Raw genomic sequence first — 26039 nt, 5'->3', positions numbered from 1 at the left:
CAAGACTAGCAATTTACAATTTAAAGAAGGCAAGTTGTGCTTTTTGCTTCTCAGCAAGTTGCGAAAGCTCAGCACTCGCACTGGCACTCTGGCTAATACCAGTGACATTCTGATGCACAAGCTCAGAAATGTTAACCACGTTACGATTAATATCTTGTGTCACTTGTGATTGCTGCTCTGCTGCAGTGGCGACCTGAGTATTAGAATCATTAATATCCGAAACCGATTCTGAAATGCCAACCAATGCATCACTTACACGCTGGGTCAACTCACTATTATGAGCCAACATCTCAATCGTAGTTTGCATACTATCATTGGCTAAAACGGATTGATTTTGCAAATCCTCAATAATCACGCCGATTTCCTTAGTCGAACTTTCTGTACGTCCCGCGAGCATTCTTACTTCATCGGCGACCACAGCAAAACCCCGCCCCGTTTCACCAGCACGAGCCGCTTCAATCGCCGCATTCAACGCTAATAAATTGGTTTGCTCAGAGACGTTACGAATGACTTCAACGACATCATTGATTTTCTCTGATTGCTCCTTCAAACGTTGTACTAAGCTTGCCGCATGGTTCAATGCCTCCGACATTTGAACACTCGCTTGAACACTCTCTTGAGAAATCGCCAAACCGGATTTAGCTAATTCATCAGCCATACGAGCCGTCGAATCGGCAACGGAGGCATTATCACTGACATTATCAGCCGTGCTCGACAACTCATTCACTGCAGAGGCCACTTGTTCAACTTCAGACAATTCTTGCTGTGCATTTGATTCCGCTTGAGTCATGACCGCTGCTAATTCCGTTGACGCCGATGCCACTTCTTCACCGATTCGATTCAGATGATCGACCATACTATGTAGTTGAGAAGCGGTGGTATTGACATCCTGACTGAGAATTGAAATTTCGTTTTTACCCTCAACTGTTGCCCGGACCGTCAAATTCCCCTGTGCCAACTCACGCATCACTCCTTGAATATGCTGAATAGGTGCAACAATCATTTTTGAAAGCATCCAAGCAATCATCAATGATATCCCAAGCACAGACAAGACAATCGCCATAGCAACATTCATTTCATAACGTTCGTACGCCTCAATATCAGCATAGGCTTTCGCTTCACGCTCCTTTGCTCTATTACTGACATTGACAACTGTCGCGAGTAAATCTATTGCCTGATCTCGAAACGAAGCATTCTTCGCAACAAATTCACTCTCAGAAGCTGTCCCTTCTTCATACTGTTCTAAAAATGTGAGCATCTGTTTTGAACGATTTAAAAACTCATCAACAAGATTAAGAATATGAGGTACATCGCTTTGATAATACTCATCTTGCTGTAATATTTTTAAATGAGTACTGATGTTTTTTTGTCTTTGTAGTAATTTAGCCATGAGGTCCTTTCGAATGGCTGGAGAGATTATAGAATCAGCCACATGAAGGCGCATATCGTTAATATCATCGACGACATTAACGGATAGCGCATCCGTTTGATCTTGATATAAGACTCTCATCACTGAAGCGTTTTCTCGTGCACCTTCTAGATTATTTTTAATGATCCATAAGCTGACCGTTAAAGCGAATGTAGCAACTAAAACGGGAAGCATAACTTGCACCCGAATAGAAAAATTTTTTAATGAAAATTGCATAAATGTTTATCCAAATGGATGATGATAGTTTTCAAAGAAACTAAAAATTGAGTTTAAAAGGTGAGCAAATGTAAACCTTGCTGTACAAATCCTCCAAGTGAAAAATTATAAAATAATATCTAAACCAAAAAACATTTATAGAACAAAAAGTTATAATTAAAATTTAGTTATCTTTACAATAAAACCAATCATAGTCACCAACTATTGGCTATAAATAGATTTATGAAAAAACATGAATTGCACTTATTAGTTAGAATCTCAATTCTATGTTTTTATGTAGAAAAAATGGCTTTGTATAATGAATTCAATCGACCTATGAATGAGTGGCAATTTAATACTATAGTTAAATGCAATATGCATCACACCTAAGGGGCTAGATCATGATAACTCACTTGAAAAACACCGTAACAAGCACTCATGATTGGTTATCCTAAAATCGTTCTTTTACCAAAAACTCATTTACTACATAACTTCCGTACGACCATGTCCTTTGTTGTTGTGCGTAGCGTGAAACTCGGGTGTTTTTACGGCAACACCCCATAAGCATGGCACTGCGTATAAATTTCATTAAGCGGTACTGGCTGATTTTGCTTAACCTCAACCAACATATTACCTACCTTATCAACGACTTTTTTAAGCGTTTCTACCTGACAACGAAGAGTATCAGCCATCAGCAAAAAATCGTGATATTGAATGCATCAAGCGAACTTCTAATCGCTTCCCTTACCTCTTTCTTTAAGATGTGATAAGTAAGATCCCCATGGTCAACCACAAACGTGGGGTTGACCTAATTGATATGTGAGAGGGAATTATACATTTTATCTAAATATTTGATCATGACCGTTTTGTTTAATCAGTAGTTAAAACAAAAAGATCTGATCAATATAATATCTAAAAAATTCAATCGGATATAAAAAATCCAACATTTGAATTGACTAAAGTTAGATCCCGCCTTTATAGATATCTAAAATACAGTCCCCCAATAGAAAAACAAAAAAATAGAAGCAAAAATTAATATAACAACAGAGACTGAATAGAAGAAAAAAAATTTATTTTCAGGGAAGTTTTTTTCCTCATATTTAGAAAAAAACAAATCTCTTTCATCTTTAGGGATATAAAGAAAATCATTATTATTAGTTGCTTTTCCATTTATGACATTTTTTATATCAAATGTAGAGAGTTCATCTAGCCAAAAACTATCTGAGACATCATCTTCTTGTATTAACACGTACCCTTCTTTTGGTATAGTTTTAATTTGACAAGTCAACTCTTCAAATAAAGACAATGATTTTCGTAAATTTGAAATCGCTTTTGTCAATGATGTTTCACTGACTAAAACTTTACCCCATACATGCTGATGGATATCTTCTTTTTGAACAACTTTATTTCTCTGCTCACACAGTAGTTTCAAGATGGCAGCGTCTCTACTACCTAGCCCGACTGATTTTAAATCTGAAGAAATTTCGCCCTTTAAAGTATCGAAAACAACTTGGTTTCCTAGAAAAAACTTTCTTTCCATAGGCTTGTCCTCATCAATCATTTTTATTAACCTGATCAATAGAGACACAATATTGATCATCAACTTTTATTAAAGTACCTACAGCAATTAATTCATTGCCACTCTTCAACATCACTTGCGATTGTACAAAGTCAGAAAGAGATTTTATTTTCCCTTTTTGTAACTGTTGAAGTTCATTTAAAGTCATAGTGCAATGACCAATCACAACATCAATAGCAATTTTCATGCTTTACCCCTTCGCTATAGCAACGATCGAGCGACGTACATCACGAATTTCTTCTTGCGTAGAAGAGAGCTCAGTCATGATATTTTTAAACAGCTGCTGGTGACTGTCTAAATCTACTTGAATCGTGTCACAATAAGCGGTCATCGTAGCGTTCATCGCCTGAAGCTCATTATAATTAACATTATGTTTCTTAGAATTTTCTAGGTCTTTTCCAGTAATAGCTGCTATTCCCTGCTTATCACTTAAAGATGATGATATAATTTTATTTATTTCATCTAGATATTTACCTGAAACACTATCTCCCAACGGCGTCTTTTTATCATTATCTGTAGGGTTAGTATGAGGCAAGTTATCTTGCATAATTAACCCCCATAAACGATTTATTTCAGCAATCGCTTTTGCTTTATTCTCAATATCTTTTGCCATACGATCAGCTTTAATAGTTTGATTACTTGTGTATTGTGATAAAATTTGATCAATTAATAATAGAGCATCTTTAGTATTCGATGAAAAAAGTGTTTTAAATAAATTTTCTTTCGTATCCTCACTAAAAAATTGAGGAGTATCATTTTTCAATAATGATAATTTTTCCTTATCTACTAATTCAGAGTTAGTAGAAGTGGATATATAAGGGTTGATCATTGTCATACTATAATCCTAATTCTATTTAATTAAAAACAAACGTTTTTTTAAACCATCTTCAAATATTATTTTACTAGGTTTAATACTTTTTATTGTACCAAGCATTGGTACTTCACTACCCTCCCAATAACGAACCTGGGAATTATAGATATAACGACCGGCTGTCGTAGAATAAAAAATTGAATACGGGAAATCTTTTTCATAAATAATTTCTTCCTCGACTTCTCTTGATCTAACATGACTTAAAACCTGATGTAGGCCAGATTCTCTTAACAGTTGAGTTGCTATTCCTTGATCAGAAACAAACCAGTCATTATCTATTTTTTTAAAGCTAATACCATATTGACCAAATAATGTCATAACTCGATTATCTATTTCATCGATTTCTACTCGTATCTGGTCTCGTCCTTCGCGTTGAATAATCTTACTGACAAGAGGTTTACCTGAGGATGCAGAGACTAATTCAAGAGTTAACTGAGATGCTCGTAAATAATCATTTTTACTCACCAGGTTAATATGACTAAGCCAGCTATTGGGCAAACCTACCAATGACTTTTCTTCAAAAACATACAGTTTTCCCTCTTTAAGATAACCCGAACCTAATTGTTTTAAGTAACCAACGACCATCGATTGATGTTGCATCTGAAACAAAAAAAACACCAACCCAGTCAGTAAAATATTGAGTAGAAGACTTGATACGATCAAAGTTCGATACTCTCGGAAACGATAACGCCTCAAACTTGGACAACGCGAACCTTCCTTAAATAAAAAGAAACTTAACCCTTCAAAACAATACACTCGATTGGCAGATAAACGCTTCAATCGATGACTTTTATTAAAGCCTTTGACTACTGGTACTGCCCCATTCAGTTCAAACAACAATGTCATGTCCGTTGGTAAAATTTCAGGCACAATTAATGCCTCAAGATTTTTACTCTCTTTGTTTCCAGTTATTTCTAACGATGATTCGAGCGGTAACCTTACCCCATGTAAATGTCCACCAACAAACTCAATCAACCACATAATCTTTTATCTCTGTACTCAAGCATTCGGCAATCTTTACACTTTCACTTAAATAACGAACAAGCTCTTGTGGATATTCAGTGATCGGGCGATGGCGAATAAAATAAAAAGCTCCGTTACTAAGGCGAGCTAAATAGCCATCTGAACTAAGATGAAATTCACCGTTCAAATGTAAAGCAATCTCTGATCGTGTTGTCAATTCAGGGATTTCCACCAAGATTAACAATTGATTAGCTAACCCGACTCGTTGAGCATCTTCAATACGACACTGACGTTCACCATATTGACAAGACAAAGCTTCACCAAGCTTTACTTTCATTACAGTACCCTGAGTAAACTGAATAAACTCACTAGCTAATAAAGAGAATCGTCTATTTTCCATTATTTTTTAACTTTACCTCAATCATAAAACGACGTTGAGTGACTCGTTCTTGCGCTGTTGAACGTGCATTTTCAACGCTTCCTCTAATATTAATAGGGATGTTTCTCATCCCTTCTTCGACTAGAAATTCACGTACAACTTGTGAGCGTTTATCGGACAACTGTCGATTCACTGCGTATGATCCCGACGAGTCAGCAACGCCATAAACCAATAAGCTTTCAATAGGGAGGGTCTGTAGCTCTTTAACCATTCGCACAAGAGTATGACGTCCTTGGTCGGTCAATTGGTACTGATTAACAACAAATAAGCTTTCAAACTTTAGTAACCAATGGGCACCATCAAGCTCTGTTACAGTCATTCGATTGTTGCTGCTCCATACAGACATATCAAATGCTCGACTTTGTATTGGTGCGATAATATTATTAAATGCGGAATAATCACCTTCACAACTCTTAACTTCCGTTAATCCATAGCTATTAAGGTTAGCGATGTAAAATCGGTTAGACATTTTAGGTTGAGCAATTTCAATGCATCCACGTTGATGGGGAGAACCGTCCTTATACTCAGGTGCTCTCCGTACCCAAAAATGTAGGTTATCTACATCGGCAACATGAGAATAAACGAGGTTATAAATATCGGGTTCCCAGTCATAGTCAAGGACTACGTTGTCATCACGTATTGGATTACTACAAGCGATCAGAGTTAGCAAACTTGAAAAAATAAAACCTGACTTATATTTTCTTTGCATTATTTTTCCTTTTGAGTGCTGATAGAATAATAGCTACATCATGATAAAATTCCTTAGGAATAAAATCTTCACCATTTTTCATTTTATGATAGAAGGCGCGCGCAAGCTGCTTATTTTCAATAATAGGTACATGCATTTCTTGCAAACGTTTCCGTTCCTCTTGAGCTAAAAAATCTGTACAAATCTGTAAGACAACTGGAGCTCTATCAATGTTTAAGTCATAACATATTGGAACTAAGATATGCGTGGGATTAGCCAAAGCAAAAGTCGGTTGTCGACCTTTAACTATTGGAGAATCCATGACCTCTCGCATTTTACGTTTTCGCTCAGATTTAATTTCTGGCGATCCTTCAGTCTCCTTCATCTCATTCTTCATTTCCGTAAAAGTCATTCTATTTTTTTGATGAAAGTGATAGCGCTCAATCAAGAAGTCAACACTGCCAACACATACACCATAAACGATATAAATTATTGATACCACTATAATATAAAATAAAAACTTATAGAGAAAATCGCTACTGTTGTTCGTTTCTTTTAGTATGTTTAATTCACCATGAGTAACATCAAAAACATACTTCATCAAAAAAATAAGAAAAATTAACTCTAGAACCTTACGTAATGAACGAGAAAGTGCTGCTATACCAAAAATATTTTTAAAGCCAGTAACAGGATGAATTTTCTCTATTTTTAACCCTAATGATTCAGTATTTATTACTGTATTGTTTATTAACACCCAATTTATTACAGCCATTATTAATTTAACTAGGAACACACTGCCTATAAATAAACCTAGTATAGATTTTACAAGATGAAAACCAACTTGAGTGTCCGAATAAAGTATTAATTCAAACCATTCGTTGTTATACTCAAACATTAGAAAAATCATGCTGCAAAATATCAATACAAAAGCAATTAATTCAAAAGTTGGCTCGGCGAGCTCCGTTTTGGGAAACTGACCCTTTTTTTTTAAATCGCGTAATTTCTTTTCAGTAGGCGGATATTTTTTAGGTTCTGTTGACTCCATACAATATCCTTAAACTTTAATTTGCAAAACTTCAGACGAAGCGACATAAATGGAATCAGCGATATCACTATGACTGCATATTGGTAAAGTTGACATTACTTTTTGAAAGAAAGCCTTAACACTCGTTATTTCATTATCATTAACCATTAAAATGGGCTTGTTACCATTTAAGCGAGTTAAACGTAAAACTTCATTTCTTAGCGAGCATTGTAAATCAATCAGTTGATCTACATCCTCTATTTCTCCTGCTACAAAAGACTCAATTAACTCTGTTAATAATGGGTCCAAAAGTGCAACGTGGATCTTATTATCTTCATTTATAAGTCGAGAGGTAATTTCATATTTAGCCTGATTACGAATACGCGTCAACCAATTTTTTGGTTCATTTTCCATACGAGACCAATAAATCAATGCTTCAAAAAAACTAACGCGATCAAGATAAAACTCAGGTGAACGAATCATCTCTTTTAACACATCGTGCACTCGATTTAGTCCAATAGCAGCGTCTACTTCATTCTTAATAACTTCACTTTCCTTGGCTAAATCTAAAATAATATTACTGGTGTACTGTAAATTATATTTATCAACAAAGCGCCTGCGCATAAAGTAATCTGCAATCTGGGAGATATTTTTTAGCACATCATTACTGAAGAGAAAAACTTCATCATTCATTATTTCAATTAAATCACTCGTGTCAGACTGTAAAAATCTGAACATAAGAATATCCGATACAAATACTTCAATATCGTGCTCTTGTCCTTCATCTACGATAATTGCTGGCATACCAACATGTTGACCCCAGATAGACCTCTCCATCATTTCAAGCCGATGCTGAATAACTATTTTCATCTGATTATCACGCAAGACGAATTTTAAAGTTTCAAATACTCCACTTCCTTTTGGTTCAAAATTAATTACAGTACCAGAAATATCAGCATTCTTACTGCGCAAAATTAGAGCAAGAATTGTGCATAATAAAGCCAAGGGAAGACAAACATATAATAAATTTAAATTTACTATACCAAGTGATAATATCACGCCCCCAATAATTAACAGACTTTTCCAAAAAGAACGGATTTGTGTCATTAACTGACCAATAAAAGGTTTAGAATCTTCTTCAACACCTTTTATACGAGTTAAATACACACCACACGCTAACGATAGTAATAAACTTGGTATTTGTGAAACTAATCCATCGCCAATTGTCAGAACTGAAAATCGACTAACACTTTCCGATAACGAAAGATCAAATTGGTTAATACCGACATATATACCACCAAATAAATTCACTAAACTGATTAAAATTCCTGCAATTGAATCACCTTTCACAAACTTCATTGCACCATCTAAAGAGCCAAAAAGTTTATTTTCTGTACTTAGATCTGCGCGAAGTTTTTGTGCTTGCTCACCACTGATCAAACCGCTTTTTAGATCACCATCGATAGTCATTTGTCGGCCAGGTAATGCATCAAGTGAGAAACGAGCACCCACTTCGGCTACACGTTCTCCGCCTTTAGTGACGACTAAAAATTGAACAATTGTAATGATAACAAAAATCAATAATCCTGAAATTAGGTTGCCACCCATGACAAACTCACCAACAGTTTCAATGACGTGGCCAACATCCTCATTAGCAATGATATTTCGAGTTGTCGCTATCGATAACAATAGACGGAATGTTGTTAATAAAAGTACCACCGTAGGTAAAAATGTGACTCTCAATGGTTGATCGTTTTCTAACATAATGACTAACAGTAATATCGAACTGATAAAACTGAGTAAGATTAAAGAATCAATTACCACACCCGGTAAAGTTACCAAGATAATGGTCGGTAATAACAGAGTAATAATAACGCTACTCGGGTTAAACATTACTGGATAACGTTTAAAAAACGGAATCATATCTGCTCCAAACCGATATAAAGCTCATGAATAAGTTCTGATGTACTGATACTGATAATACTATCTTGGTTTTCGATAGTAAGTGTAACACCATTATTATCACGAACATGATCAACGTTCAGTGTTTTCATTTCATCTTCTGCTTCACCATGCAAGAATTCAATAAGATGGCAAATCAAGCTATCACTTTGGCTCAATTTCGTCATCCTTGATTGAATAGCTGAAATAATTGATTTTTTTATTTCATCTTTTAAAAGATTTATCTTTTTTTCTTCTTCTTCTAGTAATGACTCCAAACGCTCTTCCGCGGTATCTAACCAACGCTTTTGTTGTTCTACCCACTGTTCGACTACTGATTGGTAAGTATTATTAATTCGAAAATTTAAAAACTGCTCCTTATCTTCAATCATCTGTATGACTTTCTGTTCTAATACAGCTTGATAGTCAGATAGATGGTCTTCCATTGCCATCAATAAAGCTCTTGCTTCATGGTATATATTCAGTTCAGATTTTTTGATGATATTAGTATTTAGATTTCGCTTAAAAGTGATTTGAGGCACACCTTTATCTGCAGATTCTATTTCGATATACAATGGACACCTTCCTTTTACTATTAAGAACAAAGTAATTAAGACTCATCGCCAAAGCAAAAGAAAAAAAAAGACCAAACCTGAATAAACCTGATTTGGTCTTTTTATAAAATTTAGTGCCATTTACCTGTTGGCATCTTATGCAATCAACTACTTATGCAATCTTTAAGTTTGCCTCCTGCAACGGCCAAGCCAGCTTACCATCGAGAATATTGAACATTTTGTAGTCCTTAGAACTTAGGTTGTTCTGAAGGTTATTAAGCCGATTTTTTCGATGTTCTTCTATATCGCGTAGATTATTCCATGTGCCTTTTGTATAGTTGCCCCCAAGACCACTAATAGGACCTGCAGTTAATAGTACTAATTGATCTGCAGATTGGAACGGATTAACCCAACGAACCTGACCATCTTCAGAAATAACTCTGGTCCAGGAAGATGATATTTTTTTAGATAAATCTGCCGGTGTTACCGGTGGCAAAATTTCTGAAATTATCTGACTACCTTGGCTTGTCGTAGGAACCAAATTTATATGAGAATTCTCAGTATCAAACGTCAAATGAACGTTGATAACTTTCTTTAAGTCTGTGCTGGTACGATCGCTACGCTTGACGTAATCCGGTGTCAGAGTTGGTGCTTGAACATCCGTTACATCATCCGTGCCATCACTCACTGGCGCGTTAGTTGGCGTTGATTGTAGTGAACCTCCCATTGCTGATGGAGTTTGCGCTTGAACTGAGTTATTCGGTTGTAATACCCAACCTCCTTGTTCTGCTTGCTGCCAGCGATGGCTACCCGTGGCCCCAATAACCGGCTTTTCTTGCACCCCATCTGCCCCCAAACGAGCAGAAGTCTGGGAATGAGCAATTTGTGCACTAATCAAAGCATCAAAATCAGCTCCTCGGTGATGCAGAGCAGCTTTAGCTAGAGGACTATCCTTTACGCTAGTATGATCGCTGCGCTTCATGTTATTCGTTGTCGAAATTACAGTCTGAGCATCCGTGCCATCACTCACTGGCGCGTTAATTGGCGTTGATTGTAATGAACCTCCCATTGCTGATGGAGTTTGCGCTTGAACTGAGTTATTCGGTTGTAATACCCAACCTCCTTGTTCTGCTTGCTGCCAACGATGGCTACCCGTGGCCCCAATAACCGGCTTTTCTTGCAACTCATCTGCCACCAAACGAGCAGAAACCTGGGAATGAGCGATTTGTTCACCAATCAAAGCATCAAAATCGGCTCCTCGATGATGCAGAGCAGCTTTAGCTAGAGGACTATCCTTTACGCTAGTATGATCGCTGCGCTTCATGTTATTCGTTGTCGAAATTACAGTCTGAGCATTCGTTACGTCATTCGCTCCCTCACTCACTGGTGCGTTAATTGGCGTTGATTGTAGCGAACTTCCCATTGCTGATGCTGCTTGCGCTTGAGCTGGGTTATTCGGTTGTAATACCCAACTTCCTTGTTCGGTTTGCTGCCAATGATGGCTCCCCGTGGCCCCAATAACCGGTTTTTCTTGTAACTCATCCGCCACCAAGCAAGCGGAAGCCTGGGAATGAGCGATTTGTGTACCGATGAAAGCATCAAAATCAGCGCCTCGGTGATGCTGGGAAACGTTAGATTGGAGAAGCCGCTTCCTTGTAACGCCGGTATCTTCAGCACCTTGCACGTTATACGATGCTGAGGTTGGTGTATGAGATCCGATTTCATTATGATGTAATAAGATCTGGTGTCGGAGCGATTCAGGAGCATCAACAATCGCGTTCATTCCATCATGAAAATCAACGTGTATGAGCTCAGCGCCATGAAACTGGTTAATAATATCATCCACATTTTCAACCGCAGTATTAACTACTGATGAATGGGAAATTAATTGCTCTGCTTCTTGTTGGCTAATCAGTCTTGCTCCTCTCATCGTTGGAGTCGTATTCGTCTCCTTGTCCGTTTGAGAAAAATTCGATGAGCTTTTTGGCTCTGCTGACGAATCATTTTTTTGATTATTTTGATTAAAAAAGTAAACGTTACCATGAATAGTCGTACGGTTGTCGTTATTAATCACGGGAGCAAAAATAAAGACATTATCTTTACTGTCTTGATCTTTTTCTCGTCCAGCATCTGTCTCATCGGGAATTCTCCCATCTTCTGAAGAAGGAACGCTGAAATTTCGAGTCGTTTTATGCGGAGTATCTTTAGGCTGAAGATCTGGTTCTTTCTTTGCTTGATTAGTTTTGTCGCCCGTATAAAACTCAGAGCCTCCATACATAACCCCACACATCGCATTAATGTAAGCCGCTGCAAAAATAAGCCCAAGCGGTCCTGCAAGTATTCCTAAGGTAATGCTACCCACTGCGCAGGCGCCCAAATGGACTTTTGCCTTAGATTTGTTATCGTATTTATTAGACTTTGTGTTTACTTTCTTTTTGTTAAATTTTTGTTCGGGTGTTTCAATAGTTTCCGCTCTTTCAGATGAAGAATCACTGTCCTGATTACTCGCTAGTATAGACTCGGTAGGTAATGCACTATTAGGAGCAATCGGAGACGGATTAACCATTACATTAACGGGTTGGTTTGTAAGTAATGATGAACTTGGACTGACTTTTGTTATTTGAGCGTCGAGTGCAGGCAGTGAAGAACCGGCAGGGAATATAGGGGAACTGACAGGTGTGAATGACGGCATATTAAAACCTCATTGTCTCTAGTAATTGAATAGTGATGCGGCGAAAATCATCATATCTTATGCTATGCTCTTCACAAGCTAAGGTCAGATAACCATCTACACGAATCAAAAAGCCATTTGATGCGGGTTCAAAACAATGCAATCTATTAATAACCTGCAATGTATTCTGAACATGAATCAGTTGAAAAAAAGGGATTATCGGAAGGAGTACATAATTTGGATACTGTTCAAACACGATTCCTTCGTTCTGTTCTAAGTGCAGTAAGAACTGCTCGACATCGTTAAGTTTCACAGGAATCTATTTCGGAAAAACAACAACGATATCGTCATCAGATAAGCCTATTATCTCGTTCGTATCGAGATAAGTTTCAAAAGGAGTGAAACTGACAGCCAAGCGAAGATTCCCATCGAGTTGGCAGGGCTGAATCTCAAGATAGTCATCGTCAATATCTAACGATTGGATATCTACATAAAGAGTAACCTGCCAGTCTCCACAGCTCAGAACACTCTCAAACAGTGTATTGGTAACCGCTTTGTTAGAATAATATCCTTGGTAATGAATACCTTTTGTTGCCACCGCTTGTGTCATTAAGTAAGCAAGATAATCGTTTTCTAAGTGTTTTACTTGAACACCTATCAAGCGTTCCACCTCAGAAGCACGGATATAACCAGTAGCTTCAATACCGATGTGCACAACACGTATTTCAAGCAGATCTTCCTCAAAATCCCGTTTCCAGCGTGGCGCAATAAAATCAAGTGTTATCGAGCGATTGTCAAATTGACATCCTGCTATACTATTGATTTTATCGTGCATATCAGATGTTAATTGATATCGGGCCTCGATCGTTACTTTTGTCTGTTGTTTCATACTCTTCACCGATTCCGTGAAAGGAGCGCAAGTACATCGCGACTCATTAAATAATCTTTTTCATCAATCCAATCTCGGATCCCTTGTGGTATCTCACATACCATGTCATACAACAACTGATAGCTTTCCTTAGAAGTCATTGCTGTAAAATCTGGGCTCTGGATTAGACGCAAAATAAAGGTAATGTTGTGAAACTGGCTTTCCAGAATTCCTTCAACAATAATGGCTTTAACCATTTCCTCTGAGTAATTTCTTAATCGTTCAAACCAAGAAATTACCGCTCTTTTATCAAGATGTATCTCAGCATCTGATAACTGGTTCCAGCTCAAACGTTGAGACTTACTTTTCAAAATCTCATAAGGATCGAGGAGCTTATTTTCTAACTGACAATGAGTGATACGAGTCTTGTTATTTTTCATCATCTTGCCCATTTTTACGCATTACCTTCGGACCACTACGCTCTCGAGTGTCGTATTTTCTACACAATGCTAACAGCGAAAGTAGGCCTTCAAGATAATGTTCATAAGCAATTAGTTGTTGCAACGTACCACTATCCGCCTCCAACCCTTCTTCTGAAACACCCAAAGAATCAATATACTGCTTAAGCTTTTTACGAAGATACTCAGGATATAAATGTTCAGAGTACGAAGCCGCTTGTAGAATAAATAGCTGCGCATCGTTGAGTGATTTAAGGTCCACAATCGTATCGGTAAAACCCTGCCAATCTCTCAAAGCTTTTAACTGATAACCCTGCAATAACCTAGCGAATTGACGCTGATTTTGGGGAGTCATCATCTTTCGACGAATACGAAATAGACGTGGATGCTTTTTTGTTCTTTTCGCTACTTGCTTAACATCTCTTACACGTTTCGGCTGACTTTCCTCTCGTGTCTGTTTAGTAGAAGAAACTTCTGACACTCTCTCTGTTTTCGAGAAAATAGAAAATGATACACTACGCATAGATTAAATGAAGCGAGCCGCAGCCCGCTCCCACTCCGTTATCGGTTAGTCGCCAAACTGGCTTTGGCGACTGCATCCAAGATTTCATTCAGCTTTACAGCTTCTTGAGTTAAATCTTGAATATATTGGTCAAGCTGAGCATCAAATTTTTCTTTAAGATCTTTACTCGCTTGAGATTCTTCTTGTTGGCGAACTTGATCAGCATGCTGAATTTCATTGACATTACCGGTCATGTTGCTGCCCATTTCGCTCATTTGTGCAACTGAGCGATATTTAGCGGTGCGAGCTTCTTGCAAGCTAGCCGTAAACTGATTAATCGACTTTGCATCAAGTGAACTCACTGAGGTATTTTTGCCTTTAGTTAAATCAGTCACATGCTTGTCAGTTAAAGTCTTACTCTGTCCCATACGCACTGTGGCAGCGGTAGACATCGCCATTGTTGCAACTCCAGCAGCAAGCGTAATAGCAAATTTACGCTGGGCATCGCTACATTTATCACCAGACATTTTTATCGCTAAGTCATTTGTTGCTACGGCTTCTGTGATACGGTTTTGCATCATTTGAGCACGCAAACGCTGGGATGACTCGATGATTTGTGCAAGTAAAGCCAATAACTCGCTCATTGAAACAGAGCCTTTCTCGACTTTATCGAGTGTGTCTCCATAGTTGTTCCACTGTTTTTCATTAAACGTCACGCTGTTTTGAGCTTGAGATTTTTCGGAAAACGTAATGTCTGAAAGCTGGGTATTGAATACAATTGAAGTCATTATTTATCTCCGGATCACATGTTGATCGAAATCATTTTTTCATTAAATTGACGGAAATCACTTTGGGTTTTAAATAGTGATTCAAAGGCATGTGTCACCGCTCGCATAGCTTGCGAAAGCAACATTAAAATCTGTTGTATCTGTGTCTCCAAAGCTTCCTGTTTAGCTTGAGAAATATCCATATCCTTCCTAATATCGGCTGATTTGATACTGTATCCCATGCTGACAACAGAGGTGGCATTAGAACCCACTTCAATCGCCTGATTCACACGAGTAGCACGCAACGCGGCTTTATCGCTGTTAGTCATCCAATTTTTGAGTGATTCAACCACATCGTCCAGCATTTGCTTGGCTTTAGTCAGCAATTGGCTTGGTCGCATTGCTTTCATTGAACTCAGCAAGTCAGACATTTTTTCAACCATTTGTGACACTTTGTTCATCAGGTTTGCAGGACTCAAACTTTTTAAACTGACTAACAAATCATCCATCGAGGACGAAACCTTGCCGACAGCTTGGCTCAAATGCGTTAGCTGCTCTTTAATCGCTGAACCCGTTGATTTAATCGCATCAGTCGCACTGTCCAATGCTTTCAGCAGTTGTGACTTTAACTGCTTAATAGCATTCAATGCTTGTTCAATAACTTTAGATACTGCATCGGCTGCTTTTGATAAGGCCTCTTTAGTTGCATTCACAACCGTCGTTTTAAAGGCTTTGAGAGCGTCAAGTGCGGTATCAAGTAACTTTGTCACTTTAGATGCACTATTTGCAGCGGATTTACCCAACATGCCTGCCAATTTGGCAGGATTCAAATTCACTAACATACTACGCATCGCAATGATCGCTCTTTCAGCCATCGCAGCAGCTTTAATTGCAGTATCTGCCGCCATTTTTGCGACATTTCTCACCAGTTGTGCAGGATTAAAACTGACCAACATACCAATAATGCCGATGCCAATTTCAAGCCCCATTTTTACTTTATCGCGGGTCGCCTGAGGAACCCCCTGTGACTCCATAATTTTATCCGCAATTTTGGGGATCACGATAGCCGCAACCATAGTCACGATCATGATAGCAGCCATTACTGGATTAAAAGGCGCAATAACAATCGCAGCGATAAAACCGAGTGCCATGGTAAACTTGCTCCAGAAATCTTGCTTCGCCTGGGCTTTTTTCTGGTCTTCAAGCTGCTTTTCACGATCTTTCAACTGATTGATTTGCGAATCTTTTTGTAAATCAATCAGCGATTTTTTCGCTGCAGAGTTTTCTTTCCCTGTCCCTGAAATAGCATTAGCCACTTCTTTCATCTGCTCTTCAACCAAACGCCATAACGCATTAAGAGAAATAGCGCTACCTGGTAGAGGTTGATTAGGCTTAATGTCATCAACCACTGAGGACGAGGCTGATTTAGCTTGGGCTTTTTGGTTATCCTCTTCTACCGCATTAACGTAAACTTGCGGTGAGATATTATTCATGAATGTACTCATGTATTGTCCCTTCATGTGATTAGCTGGGATTATGTGTACTATTTTATTACTACACATTTCTCGTCCAACGAGCAGTATATCCCCCAGCGATGGTATACTCTTTTATTTTAATTTTATTGCTAATTCTAAATATTTCGTACGGTAGATAAACGCTCATCACGCATAATTGATAACCAATATTTTAAAGTTTCTTGCAACATTTTTACTTGGTCACCAATTCGGTTAACTTCTTTCAGCTCATCTTCGGTTAATATTCGCTGTGGAAAGTGATTATAAATACCTTCAAAGTATTCTATCGATAATCCAACACCTTCCCAGTCGATAACTTTTCTTCCATCTTGATCTACAATTCGCCAGCCTTCTCCAGGCCCACTATCATCATTAGCAAAAAGAAACTCCATTGCCGATGAATATTCAGTATTACTATTAATGTATGCATTTAGATCAGCCATCGAGCCTGTTAGTAATAAATTAACATCCTTTAATTCAAGTGGGTTATTTTTTAAATACGCTGCCGTGATGGCAATACGCAGCATTGGCGATAACCCATGTGATGGATTTTTATCATAATCATTAAGACCGACAAAACCGCCCTCGTTATCAAAGTTGTTCTTTAATTGTGACTTTAAACTACTTTTATCTATACTGTTCAGAGCTTTATGACAAAGGCTATCTTTCGGCGCATATTTCAGCATGAAATCAAATAATTTATCAACGTTGTTGGCAAAGTGAGGGCCATTCCATCCTTCATGCACACCATGAGATCCCGAACCAGTACTTTCAAGAAAGTGGCTCATCGCCTCTTTTAGATCTGGTGTTAAATCTTCATATTCATTTGACATGAAGTCCATGATGGCTAGCTGAAATATATTTTCTAAATCATGTCCGCTTGGTGTCCCCTTTTTTATCAGACTATCAAACATGATTTGTAATGCGTCGCTAAACGCAGCCTTACCACCGGTTGAGTCTTGAATTTCTTGCAGCCGCTTTGCATAGGTTTCTATACTTTTCGCTAGAAGCAGCGCAATCGCTTCTTCAGGGTTTCCCTCTAACATTGACTTCACAACTTGACTTTGATGTGTAGCAATCATTCCCATGACTTCAGGATTACTTGGCTGTTTATCTGTAGCAGCCACCTGCTTATCTATTTCCATTAACTCTTTTTGAGCTTGATCAATTTTCTCTAGATCTTTATCTAAAGAACCATACTTATTTTTATCCGTAGCATTCTGATAATCAACGTTATAGTATGGTTCGTTAAAAGCATTTATTCTCATAATAATCCCTGCTGTTTACTTATGGGTTTAAGTAAGACTCATAACAAAAACAGAATGTTAGAGTGACTATAACCATAAATTTTTTAAATAAAATTCAAAGATAAGGTCGTAATTGCTGAGAAAGATAAGCATATCTTTTCGAGTTAAAATCACTCAAATTCTCTGATTTAACGATTAGTAACATCGCTGCTGACTGTAAATATTCTTTTAATTTATAATGGCATAGCGCGATATTTAACACTGTTTCATCCAAATCATTGGTTGGGTAGGTTTTTAAAACGTTAAGCACATCTAACGCTTTGTTAAATTGACCATTTTCTAGATAAATTGCAGCCAAAGAGCCAGGTCCGCGATGATCGTATGGGTTCAATGATGTGTAAGAAGAAAAAATAATTTCAGCTTCTTTGAATTGAAAATCGTTATAAAACTTAACACCTAAAGCAAAAATACTTTTAAGGTCGTCTATCGTGACTTTTTTAGACTGACGTAATTGAGACAGTTTCTGCTCGATGCTTTTACTATCAAGTAGAGCTAAGCTTTCCTCATCTGAGGTATTGAAATCAATCTTTGCTTCTTTCATATATAACCCTAAATCATCATGGCTAGTTTAAATTTACTAACTTAAAGAAGAGTTCATTACTCTTTGGATAAAATTACTCAAACGATAAGGGTATTTAATACCAATTGATGCCTCTGGTATATCGAGACCTAATCTCATCGCTAATATCAATGCATGTCTTTTGTTATGTTCTCTTAATAATAAAAGTCCAGACAAAATAGTGTCTGAAACCATTGGTATATCATAAAAACCAACCACATCTGACCATAGGTATAACTTTTGTCCTATTTTATCGCGTAATGATAAAAATGCTTTCCTTTCTGTATTTAAACGAAGCACTTGATACTCTACTACTAATCCTAAAAGTAATAGATTTTCTCTAACATCATGCCTAGATAAAGAGAAGCAAGCTGCTATTTCATCTTCAGTTAAAGAAGTCAAAACAAAGAACTCAGATGATGATAATTTCTTTTTACTTAGATAATAATGGAGTATCTTTTTATAACGTTTTTTACATGGTTTCATTTGATAAATTCTGAACAAAATAGCTAATTGTCAACTTGTCTTTTTCTGAAACCAACCCTTTTAGAAACCGTTCTATATTATTTTTGTTTTCTGGTTCGAGATCCTCAAAACTCATGATCAGGACTGATATCTGTTTATTGACATCACCACTAACAACGACACTTGCTCTCATCACATTTGGAATAACACTTAATTTGTTAAAAATTTCTTTACTTTGTAATAGATTGCCTTTAACCGTTTCTAGTTTACTTAAACTGGCAAATTTAGACTCTAGAAGATCATTAAGGTCTTCACGTTGAAAATAGAAATTAAATTTTGTTAATAAGGCTCTCGCTTTTCCTTCTTGAGATTTATCGACAAGTACTAAAAAATTTTCCTTTTGAGTAGATAATGTTGCTGGGACTTGATAATGAGAAAGCATAACAACGACCTTGTTTGCAACATCCGCAGACTCAAAAATGGCAACTTGCGTTGAGCCCTTCTCACTACAACCAAATAAAAAAAGTAGCAACAATGGGTAAAAAAATTTCATTATTGAGCCTTCGCCACTTCATTAATGGCGTTAGCCGATTTTGATGCAATTTTAGTTACGGTTTCTTGGAACATCGTATAATGAAAAACCGATTGCTGCAGCGCTAGGGTATCTTGAACTGTTAACGTCTGCCCATTTGCATTCGCTTTATCTAATGCATCAAGTATCTCTTGAAAGCCTTGACCAATATTGTTGAACGTATCTTCAAGTACTGATGGTCTTATCGCTTGGATATCTAGCTCTATCATTATCTTACATAAACTCCGCTCGCTTAAAAACAAAATGGATGTAGGAGTAAACCAACTCAATATTCACTTGGGTTACAACCCATACATCACTCACCACCTACCCAACATGCCAGCTTTTCTATATTTTCTCCAATGGGTAAACTGGAATTTTTCTGAAAAATCCAGACCAAATGATCAATCGGACCATGCAGGCCAGAATCGATATGCATCTTTTTTGATAAATCGGATGTAGTGAAGCACGTTTATACAACAATCTAGGACTCTAAATGTTACTCAATCACGTCATAGATTTTCGCGAGTCGAACAAAAACTTTTCACAGTCGCAACAAGAAGGGCTGCAAGAACAATAAGTTCGCCACAATTTACCCATACACAATCGACTTAAAATTACAGCTTGACGACAAGTGGAAGGAACAGCATTAAGGATATTTCATAAATATTATCGTGAATTTAACTATTGCATAGGGGATATTATTTTCTGTGTCTAACAACTAGGATAAAACCATGAACCCAGCTGCTATTGTTCAATCCAATAATTGTAAAATGAAACCACTTGATAGAAAGGAAAGCGATGGAGTTTTTCCGGTCAACAAAGTAACAAATGTGAGTCCAGAAAAAGTGATGAGGCTCATAAGTGTTATTACCGATCTACACAAAGATATAGATAAGAACAAGATAACTATTCATAAGCTCACTGATGATCTCGATAGGCTACTTAATCAACAAGAGGTCGATAGTAAGACATCCAAACCGTCAAACGCACTCCCTCAAGCCACTCTGCCTACACAAACATTAGCACAAATCCGACAGTTTGATGGAATTCAAGGGTTAAAGACACTCGTCAAATATCAAGAAAATAATAATCGGGATCAGGTTGCACCACCACCGCCACCAGCAATGCCAATACCAGAGAAATCAATGACTAAAGTTTCAGCCTTAAGTACAGGTAAAGACGAGCTGTTCGCGCAAATCCGAAAGTTTGGTGGAACCCAGGGGTTAAAGACACTCGTTAAATATCAAGAAAATAATAATCGGGATCAGGTTGCACCACCACCGCCACCACCAATGCCAATACCAGAGAAATCACTGAGTAAAGTTTCATCCTCAAACACAAGTAAAAATGAACTGTTCGCGCAAATCCGAAAGTTTGGTGGAACTCAGGGGTTAAAGAAGTCCATCCAATCAGAAAAAATCACACAATCAAAATCAAGCGATAGTGAATTGTCACCGGGTAAGAAACTTATATTAGAACAACCAGATAAAATTCTAAGTCAATATTCATCCTTATCTAACAGCGATAGAGATATGGTAACAGGATTCATTAGTGACGCGATAATCCAGTCTATAGAACTCGATATTTTAGCAAAAATTAATGAACATATCGGTTCTTTACCAGCGAATAACGTGACTCAGGCTGATATTGACAACATGCCAGATTACTGTCGTGCTTATTTCAATATTATTAAACCTTATACACAAGATACAGAAAATTCACCATTATTTAGTCACTCAATATTTAAGAAATCAGATATTGTTGCCAATAGTCATCAACCAATAAAAATCAGTGAGGAAATGCAGCTTAGTAACAAAGAAAGTAACATTGAATCCCCTTCCCGGTGGTTAACCGTAAGCGAGGGACTAAATAAAATGCAAAAGCAACCATCACTTACATCAAGGAAAAGGTATAACGATGGTTCTGTAGCTTCCACAAGAGAAAAAACCAGCGAGATATTTTCCAAAGCTCAAAAAGCTAGCATAGCATTAATCAATGATTCAACTCGAACTGAGCTACTAAGTAATGATTATCAGCGCCAAGTTACCTCGTCATTCAGAAACATTGATATATTTAATGGTTTTTTCTCTGATCTCGATAAAACTGCTGCTAGAAAATTGGAGCATGAATTCAGTAAAGCAATTAAAAATCCAGAAAAACTGCAAGAAAGCATTAAAAGCTTCCTTAAACAAAGACTACCGACAGGCTTCAGTGAGTTCACTTATCAATCTATATCTGCAGAGAATGAACGTTTAAAAGCTGAGCTTGCACAACTAAAACTGGCTCATAAAAAATAGCATATGCTAAGCCGAATATATTTTTTGGTTTTTAATCATAGAAATCCATTGTATAAATAACTAACGTCGCTTAGTTATCTATAAAATCAGAATGGTTAAGCCTAGTTGAATTAAACTACAACCCCCAAAAGACCCCATAATATCGGGGTCTTTTTTAAAAGTATCTGAATATAAATTTGATTTACATTATTAAATCGGGCGATAAATATGATAGCGACCAGATTTCCTTTCCACCATTAAAATCACACTGGTTAAAGTCGTACTTAATGGTTTTATCGCGCGACGACTACGACTAACAAGCACACTTTCCTCTATCCTTTTTAGAAAATTATTAGACACTTTCGCTGCAGAAAGTAAGGATTGATAATCTTTGTTAAATGACTCTGGATTATCTTTTGCTTTACTCAAAAAAGAGATGTATTGAGCAATTGAGTCTGCATTTGTCAAACCTTTAGAACCTGCAACATTGATATTATCAATAGATCTTAGGTCTGCCCCTGCGTAAACACTTTGTGGCACATGACCTCGCTGATTTCGATAGAGGTTATTATTACCGAGGTTTATCAACTCAAAAACATCGACATCACCAGCTTTAACTTGTCGTTTAGTACCAATATAGACGAAGTCGAGAGTATTTGGTGCTCCATGAGATAATTCATGAATCAATAAATCAGCGACTGCTGATTTACTTTTTCCCATTCTCTGATAATAAGTATAAAATCCATCACGCCCTACGTTTATAATCTTGCTATTAGGTTTTTTATCTAACAATCGATACTGCTCTTTGGATAACTCAGCTACAGTGACATGCCCACCAGTATGACGCATAAAATTAAAATTTTTCTTGCTGATACGCCCTAAGTCATAGTCCATTTGAAATAGCGTATGGTGTAACTTCGTTAGGCCTTGAGGGTTTTCTGAAAATCCTCGGCCAAAGTATGCATTTTGTGCCAGTTTAACTTGATCGTTAAACTGAGGATTATTCATAATTTCTAAGGAATTTTTAATCTTAGCTTTCGCAATAGGTAGAGACTTACTAATCAACCGATGTGCTATACGATTTTTCCAAGGTCCATTAATTATAGGTACATCTGATAAATTAAATGCTTTGTTGTCTGACGATATCATTTCAGATAATTCTATTCTGACTTCATGATTGTTGATTTTTCTCAAATTAATCGGGAAGTTTTTCCGATGTCCTAGGTGAAGTTGCTTTCCCTGCTGAGTGACCAGATAATAATTATTATCAATCTTTATTACAGATTTTCCACTCCGAGAAAACTGAATTCCAATGTGATTTGGTGAAGATAACTCATCTGAACTGATTTTTAATGGTTCAATTCCATATTGATTAATTGATGATTTTAATGCAGATGAGACATTAAGAGTATGCTTTGATTTAAGATGCCATTCGCCAAATCGATTTTCTACTTCATGAGCAGAAGATGTAGGAACCATGAAGTCATAAATAAATTCCTTACCTGTAACTAAATCGCGTCGATATGGAACTAATCGTCCGCATAGATCTATAACATTTAAATATAACGGTTTTTCAGAAAAAGGATTTTTAACACCATACACATGGAACGCCTCATCAACCTTCCTATGATAGTGAGTAGAATAAATAGATAGTTCATGTGCTAAACGTTGTTCTTTTTTACTAAAGCGATTAAGTTTACCGTTTCCGGTCAATCTCCACTCTCGGTCCAAATAATTAAAATATACTTCACGGTGATCATTTATACCGTTTTCCCCTGTAGGAAAAACTGCCAATAACTTACCATTATTGATGTTTATCTGCACTAACTCATGGTTTCCATTTATTTTAATAGGTATATGATTAATGCCATTATGAATACTAAACTTGGGAAGATCTACTGATATAGAATGAGACTCACCCAATGGGTTAGTGCGTAGGTGTTGCTGTTCAATATGACTACTAGTGCTAATAGATGCCTTGGCTTGTTGAATAATTTGTTCTATTAGATTCAGTTCATCTTCAGGCGACGTAGGCTTACCTTCAAGATCATTAGCAGCGAATATTAGAAGAGGGCCAACGATATACTGAGCGATAGCCAAAGCATTACTCCCCGGAAGCAAAGTGACAACTTGAGAAACAATCGAATCAATTTCTTTAGTAATACGAGTGATGTCCTGTATCTTTTCTTGCTGAGGGCAGCCAACGCCTCTATTCCAACTAAGAACATTCTGACTTTCTATAGCCATAGTCGTTATCGGTTGTTGTAATGTTTTTCCAATTTGACGTATTATTTTTGAAAAACTTAAATCTTCTCCATTATTTAAACAAGAGAAATCGAATAGTTTAACTATCTTTACATCATCTTGAGCTATCGGCTTTATGGTAGTTGAAGGAAATATAGCATGCCGAAGTGATCGGTGACTTAATTTTGTTGATGTAAAATTTTCATCGAAGTCTAAACTTTTATTATTGCCAGACTGATATGAATTTTTTGAATGTATAGTTCCTGAAAATAATAAACTACCTAGCAATATTTTTTTTACGTTTAAACTCAGATTAGGATTGAACATTGATAGATTAGGCCCTTCTTCTATCATTTCGTCATTTCTGATGTTTTTTATTTTTTTAAATAAATCAATAGCTTCACTTCGCTCTTTTTCGTTATCCGTATTATTAATCAATTCAATTTCTATGGATTCTTCTTTATTTTTTAATCCCAAAAAATTCAACATTGCTAGCGCCCCATCTAATAATAAAATAATGATTAGATGGTGTCATAGCTATTAGTAAAAAAACATACAAAAACCATTAAATTTCACAAATAATGCCACCCTAATGTGTAGTTGACAAGAAAGGTTATTGATGATGAAAAAACAGATGTAAATAATATATAAAAAATACTGTCACCAAAGAAGTTTTTAATTTTTTTTCCCTTACTTTCAAACTCAACGTGGAAATTGTCACTTCTTTTTTCAGGCACATCTTCAAAAATTTCAGTTTTTTCCTGTTGGACTGACACTGAAGACTTTGTCATTAATAAATTATCAGATATCAAAACATAACCCTCTTTAGGCACGGTCTTTATACTACAATCTAATCCATTAATCACTCTAAGCTGCTTTCTTAAATTAGAGATGGCTTTTGTCAGAGATGTATCGCTGACATAAATACTGCCCCATACTTTCATATGTATATCTTGTTTTTTCAATACTTGATTTTGGTTTTCACACAGTAATTTTAAAAGGTCAGACTCTCTTCCCCCTAAATTGTAAACATTCTCATTTACGGTTATTTCTCTTTTCAATGTGTCAAAGGCTACTGTTTCACCCAAAAGATAGTATCTATCACTCATATAAACCCATTTAATCATAATGACCAAGCATCTTAAGATCGTCTTAACCATTCAATGCAAACGCTTTCTTGACGTCACATTCAACATAAGACAACAACTAATGACTGAAATATTATTACCAAAAATGAAAAGCATCTAATGGATCACAAATGTTTAGGAAAATTCCTACATCTTTGTGTTCAGGTAAAGCAATTTTTTCTATTGACTTCAAGCTAATAGCGTAATTGCACCTATGCGTTCTAGTTACCCTTAGCCTACAACTGGCCTTCAAGAGCGTTGAGCTAATAAAGTAGATAGTGTGTTAGACCAACCTGGTTTTGGTCCTATAAACATCGTGAAATTTCACCGTCCATGGCAACGGTTTAACCCTCGACACGGAGTACAATACTCGACATCAAGTTGATGAAATAAGCATTGTTTTGCTGTAGTAATACAATTATAAAATATTATTTCTGTGTGAGAATAATATAAGGCTTGATATTGTTGAACAACCGAGTTTATCCATTATTCTTTTTTTATAGGTACTTACTGTTTTCTCACTAATCATTAATATGTTAGCTATTTCTTTATTCCTATACCCCTGAGACAAGTACTTTAATACCAGTAACTCTCGTGAGGATAAGTTATATGTGGCATTTTCTGAATTTGAAGAATTTTGTTGATTATTATATGTCAAGCTGGTTTTGTTTATAAATGAACCTAACATTCTTTTTATATCATATACATCTTCTTGTTTTGATATAATGGATATACCACTAAACTGACTAAATTGTTCTTTGATGTTATTAACTGGCATAGAAGAAAATATAATATAATTCAATTCTTCATTTGATGGGCAGCGCTTAATAACTTCAAATCCGTCAAGCTCAGGTATACCGACATCTAAAATAACAAAATGAGGATTTAAATCCTTAATTTTTTTTATCGCTTCTATGCCTGTTTTTGCTTCATCGACTATTTCATGCCCCATAGATACTAGCATGTTCTTTAAAAACTCTCTTATTATAGAGTGATCATCTACCAGTAAAAACTTAGCCATAAG

General features: G+C 36.7%; 26 protein-coding genes. 1 reads left to right on the top strand and 25 read right to left on the bottom strand.

The annotated features are described in order from the left end of the window. Positions 1–13: 13 nt before the first annotated feature. The 22 genes from BSR11_RS13870 to BSR11_RS13765 all read right to left on the bottom strand — a co-directional run bounded on the left by BSR11_RS13870 (position 14) and on the right by BSR11_RS13765 (position 19595). Entirely contained in the window at positions 14–1645 is a 1632-nt protein-coding gene (locus BSR11_RS13870) for a methyl-accepting chemotaxis protein (RefSeq protein ID WP_072670928.1), read from the bottom strand. A gap of 524 nt (positions 1646–2169) precedes the next feature. Beyond that, positions 2170–2316: a hypothetical protein gene (locus BSR11_RS17335; RefSeq protein ID WP_167363664.1), complete on the bottom strand. Its 147-nt coding sequence runs from the start codon at positions 2314–2316 to the stop codon at positions 2170–2172. A gap of 293 nt (positions 2317–2609) precedes the next feature. Beyond that, entirely contained in the window at positions 2610–3164 is a 555-nt protein-coding gene (locus BSR11_RS13865) for a winged helix-turn-helix domain-containing protein (protein ID WP_083545027.1), read from the bottom strand. Positions 3165–3177: 13 nt separating this feature from the next. Next, the gene (locus BSR11_RS13860; protein WP_072670926.1) at positions 3178–3390 is read right to left on the bottom strand and encodes a FliM/FliN family flagellar motor switch protein; all 213 of its coding nucleotides are present in this window, start codon (positions 3388–3390) and stop codon (positions 3178–3180) included. Positions 3391–3393: 3 nt separating this feature from the next. Beyond that, entirely contained in the window at positions 3394–4038 is a 645-nt protein-coding gene (locus BSR11_RS13855) for a hypothetical protein (RefSeq protein ID WP_072670925.1), read from the bottom strand. A 15-nt stretch (positions 4039–4053) separates the two neighbouring features. Further along, positions 4054–5055 (bottom strand): hypothetical protein, encoded by a 1002-nt coding sequence (locus tag BSR11_RS13850; protein ID WP_072670924.1) that lies wholly within the window; start codon positions 5053–5055, stop codon positions 4054–4056. Further along, positions 5042–5437 (bottom strand): hypothetical protein, encoded by a 396-nt coding sequence (locus BSR11_RS13845; RefSeq protein ID WP_072670923.1) that lies wholly within the window; start codon positions 5435–5437, stop codon positions 5042–5044. The genes BSR11_RS13850 and BSR11_RS13845 overlap by 14 nt, the downstream gene beginning before the upstream one ends. Further along, positions 5427–6185 (bottom strand): OmpA family protein, encoded by a 759-nt coding sequence (locus BSR11_RS13840; protein WP_072670922.1) that lies wholly within the window; start codon positions 6183–6185, stop codon positions 5427–5429. Before BSR11_RS13840 ends, BSR11_RS13845 begins: the two co-directional genes overlap by 11 nt. Continuing rightward, entirely contained in the window at positions 6169–7209 is a 1041-nt protein-coding gene (locus BSR11_RS13835) for an EscU/YscU/HrcU family type III secretion system export apparatus switch protein (RefSeq protein WP_072670921.1), read from the bottom strand. The genes BSR11_RS13840 and BSR11_RS13835 overlap by 17 nt, the downstream gene beginning before the upstream one ends. A 9-nt stretch (positions 7210–7218) precedes the next feature. Next, a complete protein-coding gene (locus BSR11_RS13830; protein WP_072670920.1) occupies positions 7219–9111 on the bottom strand; it encodes an FHIPEP family type III secretion protein in 1893 nt (630 codons plus the stop codon). Continuing rightward, a complete protein-coding gene (locus BSR11_RS13825; protein ID WP_072670919.1) occupies positions 9108–9704 on the bottom strand; it encodes a hypothetical protein in 597 nt (198 codons plus the stop codon). The genes BSR11_RS13830 and BSR11_RS13825 overlap by 4 nt, the downstream gene beginning before the upstream one ends. A 151-nt stretch (positions 9705–9855) precedes the next feature. Continuing rightward, positions 9856–12375 carry a hypothetical protein gene (locus tag BSR11_RS13820; RefSeq protein ID WP_072670918.1) on the bottom strand — a complete coding sequence of 840 codons (2520 nt, stop codon included), beginning with the start codon at positions 12373–12375 and terminating at the stop codon, positions 9856–9858. A 298-nt stretch (positions 12376–12673) separates the two neighbouring features. After that, on the bottom strand, positions 12674–13243 hold the full coding sequence (locus tag BSR11_RS13810) for a hypothetical protein (protein WP_072670916.1): 570 nt from the start codon (positions 13241–13243) through the stop codon (positions 12674–12676). A gap of 5 nt (positions 13244–13248) precedes the next feature. Further along, positions 13249–13662, bottom strand: coding sequence for a hypothetical protein (locus BSR11_RS13805; RefSeq protein WP_072671217.1), 414 nt, complete (start codon positions 13660–13662; stop codon positions 13249–13251). Next, positions 13652–14203, bottom strand: a complete 552-nt coding sequence (locus tag BSR11_RS13800) for a hypothetical protein (RefSeq protein ID WP_072670915.1) — start codon at positions 14201–14203, stop codon at positions 13652–13654. Before BSR11_RS13800 ends, BSR11_RS13805 begins: the two co-directional genes overlap by 11 nt. Before the next feature lie 38 nt (positions 14204–14241). Further along, a complete protein-coding gene (locus BSR11_RS13795) occupies positions 14242–14970 on the bottom strand; it encodes a type III secretion system protein (protein ID WP_072670914.1) in 729 nt (242 codons plus the stop codon). 14 nt (positions 14971–14984) lie between these two features. Continuing rightward, positions 14985–16454, bottom strand: coding sequence for a hypothetical protein (locus BSR11_RS13790; protein ID WP_233268603.1), 1470 nt, complete (start codon positions 16452–16454; stop codon positions 14985–14987). A 125-nt stretch (positions 16455–16579) separates the two neighbouring features. Further along, positions 16580–17731 (bottom strand): hypothetical protein, encoded by a 1152-nt coding sequence (locus BSR11_RS13785; RefSeq protein WP_072670912.1) that lies wholly within the window; start codon positions 17729–17731, stop codon positions 16580–16582. A gap of 94 nt (positions 17732–17825) precedes the next feature. Then, entirely contained in the window at positions 17826–18311 is a 486-nt protein-coding gene (locus BSR11_RS13780) for a tetratricopeptide repeat protein (RefSeq protein ID WP_072670911.1), read from the bottom strand. 36 nt (positions 18312–18347) lie between these two features. Then, positions 18348–18815, bottom strand: a complete 468-nt coding sequence (locus BSR11_RS13775; RefSeq protein ID WP_072670910.1) for a hypothetical protein — start codon at positions 18813–18815, stop codon at positions 18348–18350. Further along, positions 18802–19347, bottom strand: coding sequence for a type III secretion protein (locus BSR11_RS13770; RefSeq protein WP_072670909.1), 546 nt, complete (start codon positions 19345–19347; stop codon positions 18802–18804). Before BSR11_RS13770 ends, BSR11_RS13775 begins: the two co-directional genes overlap by 14 nt. Beyond that, entirely contained in the window at positions 19347–19595 is a 249-nt protein-coding gene (locus BSR11_RS13765) for an EscI/YscI/HrpB family type III secretion system inner rod protein (protein WP_072670908.1), read from the bottom strand. The genes BSR11_RS13770 and BSR11_RS13765 overlap by 1 nt, the downstream gene beginning before the upstream one ends. 504 nt (positions 19596–20099) lie before the next feature. Between BSR11_RS13765 and BSR11_RS13760 the strand changes: the two genes are divergently transcribed. Continuing rightward, on the top strand, positions 20100–21665 hold the full coding sequence (locus BSR11_RS13760; protein WP_072670907.1) for a hypothetical protein: 1566 nt from the start codon (positions 20100–20102) through the stop codon (positions 21663–21665). 189 nt (positions 21666–21854) lie between these two features. On the opposite strand, the gene BSR11_RS13755 is transcribed toward BSR11_RS13760, so the two are convergent. From BSR11_RS13755 to BSR11_RS17575, 3 genes are all read right to left on the bottom strand, one after another. After that, positions 21855–24377 carry a hypothetical protein gene (locus BSR11_RS13755; protein ID WP_072670906.1) on the bottom strand — a complete coding sequence of 841 codons (2523 nt, stop codon included), beginning with the start codon at positions 24375–24377 and terminating at the stop codon, positions 21855–21857. Positions 24378–24460: 83 nt separating this feature from the next. Then, a complete protein-coding gene (locus tag BSR11_RS13750; RefSeq protein WP_240004072.1) occupies positions 24461–25015 on the bottom strand; it encodes a winged helix-turn-helix domain-containing protein in 555 nt (184 codons plus the stop codon). A 418-nt stretch (positions 25016–25433) separates the two neighbouring features. After that, positions 25434–26036: a response regulator transcription factor gene (locus tag BSR11_RS17575; protein ID WP_072670905.1), complete on the bottom strand. Its 603-nt coding sequence runs from the start codon at positions 26034–26036 to the stop codon at positions 25434–25436. Positions 26037–26039: the final 3 nt, after the last annotated feature.

Source organism: Vibrio injensis (assembly GCF_001895205.1).
In the GTDB taxonomy this organism is placed as follows: domain Bacteria; phylum Pseudomonadota; class Gammaproteobacteria; order Enterobacterales; family Vibrionaceae; genus Vibrio; species Vibrio injensis.
This window is presented reverse-complemented; position numbering and strand designations above follow the sequence as displayed.

Bases quoted from the DNA above. Each gene is read 5' to 3' on its own strand.
- BSR11_RS13840 (WP_072670922.1), bottom strand. From the start codon at position 6,185: ATGCAAAGAAAATATAAGTCAGGTTTTATTTTTTCAAGTTTGCTAACT.
- BSR11_RS13770 (WP_072670909.1), bottom strand. From the start codon at position 19,347: ATGAAATTTTTTTACCCATTGTTGCTACTTTTTTTATTTGGTTGTAGT.
- BSR11_RS13865 (WP_083545027.1), bottom strand. From the start codon at position 3,164: ATGGAAAGAAAGTTTTTTCTAGGAAACCAAGTTGTTTTCGATACTTTA.
- BSR11_RS13800 (WP_072670915.1), bottom strand. From the start codon at position 14,203: ATGCGTAGTGTATCATTTTCTATTTTCTCGAAAACAGAGAGAGTGTCA.
- BSR11_RS13775 (WP_072670910.1), bottom strand. From the start codon at position 18,815: ATGAAACCATGTAAAAAACGTTATAAAAAGATACTCCATTATTATCTA.
- BSR11_RS13830 (WP_072670920.1), bottom strand. From the start codon at position 9,111: ATGATTCCGTTTTTTAAACGTTATCCAGTAATGTTTAACCCGAGTAGC.
- BSR11_RS13850 (WP_072670924.1), bottom strand. From the start codon at position 5,055: ATGTGGTTGATTGAGTTTGTTGGTGGACATTTACATGGGGTAAGGTTA.
- BSR11_RS13820 (WP_072670918.1), bottom strand. From the start codon at position 12,375: ATGCCGTCATTCACACCTGTCAGTTCCCCTATATTCCCTGCCGGTTCT.
- BSR11_RS13810 (WP_072670916.1), bottom strand. From the start codon at position 13,243: ATGAAACAACAGACAAAAGTAACGATCGAGGCCCGATATCAATTAACA.
- BSR11_RS13785 (WP_072670912.1), bottom strand. From the start codon at position 17,731: ATGAGAATAAATGCTTTTAACGAACCATACTATAACGTTGATTATCAG.
- BSR11_RS13835 (WP_072670921.1), bottom strand. From the start codon at position 7,209: ATGGAGTCAACAGAACCTAAAAAATATCCGCCTACTGAAAAGAAATTA.
- BSR11_RS13795 (WP_072670914.1), bottom strand. From the start codon at position 14,970: ATGACTTCAATTGTATTCAATACCCAGCTTTCAGACATTACGTTTTCC.
- BSR11_RS13765 (WP_072670908.1), bottom strand. From the start codon at position 19,595: ATGATAGAGCTAGATATCCAAGCGATAAGACCATCAGTACTTGAAGAT.
- BSR11_RS13860 (WP_072670926.1), bottom strand. From the start codon at position 3,390: ATGAAAATTGCTATTGATGTTGTGATTGGTCATTGCACTATGACTTTA.
- BSR11_RS13755 (WP_072670906.1), bottom strand. From the start codon at position 24,377: ATGTTGAATTTTTTGGGATTAAAAAATAAAGAAGAATCCATAGAAATT.
- BSR11_RS13855 (WP_072670925.1), bottom strand. From the start codon at position 4,038: ATGACAATGATCAACCCTTATATATCCACTTCTACTAACTCTGAATTA.
- BSR11_RS13790 (WP_233268603.1), bottom strand. From the start codon at position 16,454: ATGAGTACATTCATGAATAATATCTCACCGCAAGTTTACGTTAATGCG.
- BSR11_RS13750 (WP_240004072.1), bottom strand. From the start codon at position 25,015: ATGATTAAATGGGTTTATATGAGTGATAGATACTATCTTTTGGGTGAA.
- BSR11_RS17575 (WP_072670905.1), bottom strand. From the start codon at position 26,036: ATGGCTAAGTTTTTACTGGTAGATGATCACTCTATAATAAGAGAGTTT.
- BSR11_RS13760 (WP_072670907.1), top strand. From the start codon at position 20,100: ATGAACCCAGCTGCTATTGTTCAATCCAATAATTGTAAAATGAAACCA.
- BSR11_RS13870 (WP_072670928.1), bottom strand. From the start codon at position 1,645: ATGCAATTTTCATTAAAAAATTTTTCTATTCGGGTGCAAGTTATGCTT.
- BSR11_RS13780 (WP_072670911.1), bottom strand. From the start codon at position 18,311: ATGAAAGAAGCAAAGATTGATTTCAATACCTCAGATGAGGAAAGCTTA.
- BSR11_RS17335 (WP_167363664.1), bottom strand. From the start codon at position 2,316: ATGGCTGATACTCTTCGTTGTCAGGTAGAAACGCTTAAAAAAGTCGTT.
- BSR11_RS13805 (WP_072671217.1), bottom strand. From the start codon at position 13,662: ATGAAAAATAACAAGACTCGTATCACTCATTGTCAGTTAGAAAATAAG.
- BSR11_RS13845 (WP_072670923.1), bottom strand. From the start codon at position 5,437: ATGGAAAATAGACGATTCTCTTTATTAGCTAGTGAGTTTATTCAGTTT.